Source organism: Streptomyces sp. URMC 127, from assembly GCF_051386535.1.
Lineage (GTDB): Bacteria > Actinomycetota > Actinomycetes > Streptomycetales > Streptomycetaceae > Streptomyces.
This window is the reverse complement of sequence record NZ_JBPQTW010000416.1, coordinates 1-2137: the sequence shown is the minus strand read 5'-3', so window position 1 is coordinate 2137 and position 2137 is coordinate 1. Positions and strand designations below refer to the sequence as shown.

The window sequence follows — 2137 nt, the reverse complement described above, 5'->3', positions numbered from 1 at the left end:
CCGCTGCACCGCGCCCGGCGCGCCCGGCTCGCCCGTCGCCGCGCGCCTGAGCGGCGGCCCCGAGACGTACGAGCGCGGCGCCGCGGCCCGCTCCTGGCGGCTGGAGCTGCGCAACGACTCCGGGGCCGAGTGCCGCGCCGTGCGGCCCGTCGCCGTCCTCGCCGACCGCGGGCGCGCGCTGCGGCCGCAGGACATCCGGCTCGACTTCTACGACGCCGGGGCCGCCCGCTGGCGCCCCGTCCGCTTCGAGCGGACCGGCGAGGCCGAGAACGTCGGCGTCCTCGACGGCACCGCCCCCGAAGCCGGCCGCGCGCACCGCGCCGCCGCCCGCGTCGCCGCCGCCCCCGCGTTCGGCGGCTTCTCCGTCCCCGCGCACGGCAGCGTGCCCGTACGCCTCCGCCTGGCGTTCGCCAAAGGCGCTCCCGAAGGGCCCGTGACCGCCAACGTCACCGCCGTGCGGCAGCGCGGCGACGACGGCAGGTGGGCGGGGGAGTCCAACGACTACACGTTCGGCATCGGCACGCCCCCGGACCCCGCCGGCGCCCCCGCCAAGCGCGGTGCCGACGACGCCGGGCAGCCCGTCCTGGCCGGCGCCGGCTCCCGGCGCCCCGTCCTCGCCATCGCGGCGGCCGCCGGGGCGCTCCTCCTCGCCGGAGCCTCCCTGATCGTGGGCGCCCGGCGCGCGGGGCGCTGAGATCCCGCCGGGGCGCGGGCGCCCCCGGGGCGGCTGCGTGACCTGTTTACGCTGGAGGGCAGGCCGTGGCACGAAGAGGTGCGACCCGGCGTCCCCGAGCCCGCGCAGCGGGCGCGTACGGCAGGAGTCCCCGTATGGCAGACCGCAAGCCGATCGAGTCCTGGCTGACCGACATGGACGGCGTCCTCATGCACGAGGGCATTCCCGTCCCCGGCGCCGACGCCTTCGTCAAGCGGCTCAGAGAGTCCGGCAAGCCCTTCCTCGTCCTGACCAACAACTCCATCTACACCCCGCGCGACCTGCACGCCCGCCTCGCCCGCATCGGGCTGGACGTGCCGGTGGAGAACATCTGGACGTCCGCGCTGGCCACCGCCCAGTTCCTGGACGACCAGCGGCCCGGCGGCACCGCGTACGTCATCGGCGAAGCGGGCCTGACCACCGCCCTGCACGACATCGGCTACGTCCTCACCGACGCCGAGCCGGACTACGTCGTCCTCGGCGAGACCCGGACCTACTCCTTCGAGGCGCTCACCAAGGCCATCCGGCTCATCAACGCGGGCGCGCGCTTCATCGCGACCAACCCCGACGAGACCGGCCCGTCCGCCGCGGGCGTCCTGCCCGCCACCGGCTCCGTGGCCGCGCTGATCACCAAGGCGACCGGCCGCGAGCCGTACTTCGTCGGCAAGCCCAACCCCCTGATGATGCGGGCCGGGCTCAACGCCATCGGCGCCCACTCCGAGGGCAGCGCCATGATCGGCGACCGGATGGACACCGACATCCTCGCCGGTCTGGAGGCGGGCATGCGGACCTTCCTCGTCCTGACCGGGCTGACGCGGCCCGAGGACATCGACCGCCACCCCTTCCGGCCCTCCCGGGTCGTCGACTCGATCGCGGACCTCGTCGACCTCGTCTGACGCGCCGGCCTCGTCTGACGCCCGGTCAAGGCCGCAGGCCCCGCCGTCCCGGTCCGCCCCGCCGCTGCACGGCCCTGATCTGAACGGGCCCCGTCCGGCACCGAACGGAGCAACCCGCCCACGGAGCGGATGCGCCCGCGGGGAACGGCAGGTGAGTCTCTGACTGACAGGAGGTTCACCATGGACGCTGTCCGCCTTGCCCTGTGCGGTGCCCTCGCGGCCGTCGCCGTCTGCGCGCCTGCCGCGAGCGCGAACGACGAGCCCGCCACCATGTCCGGCACGATCGAGCTCACGCCCGTCAGCAGCCACCCCGGCGGCCAGGTGCAGCTGCGCGTCGCCGGCTGCACGGGCGACAGGGCCACCGCCGCGTCCGAGGCGTTCGTCGCCGACGCCCGGCTCGCCAGGGACTCGGCCGGCCTGTTCGCCGCGGCCGCCGTCCGCTCCTCCGTGGACCCCGGCGTCTACCCCGTACGGGTCACCTGCGACGGCGAGGACGCGGTCGCCGAGGGCAAGCTGACGGTCGTCCCGC

Annotated in this window: 2 protein-coding genes and 1 pseudogene; all 3 read left to right on the top strand. The window is 76.0% G+C overall.

Annotated features, from left to right (window positions below):
• A partial coding sequence (locus ACSNOH_RS34600; protein ID WP_436725411.1) for a hypothetical protein occupies positions 1–694 on the top strand: 694 nt, incomplete at its 5' end.
• Between the two features lie 134 nt (positions 695–828).
• Entirely contained in the window at positions 829–1608 is a 780-nt protein-coding gene (locus tag ACSNOH_RS34595; RefSeq protein WP_436725410.1) for an HAD-IIA family hydrolase, read from the top strand.
• A gap of 180 nt (positions 1609–1788) precedes the next feature.
• Positions 1789–2137 (top strand): annotated as a pseudogene (locus ACSNOH_RS34590) (hypothetical protein); the annotation flags it as partial.

What these genes read in the sequence shown, in the direction of transcription:
- ACSNOH_RS34595 (WP_436725410.1), top strand. Translation starts at nt 829, where the DNA reads ATGGCAGACCGCAAGCCGATCGAGTCCTGGCTGACCGACATGGACGGC.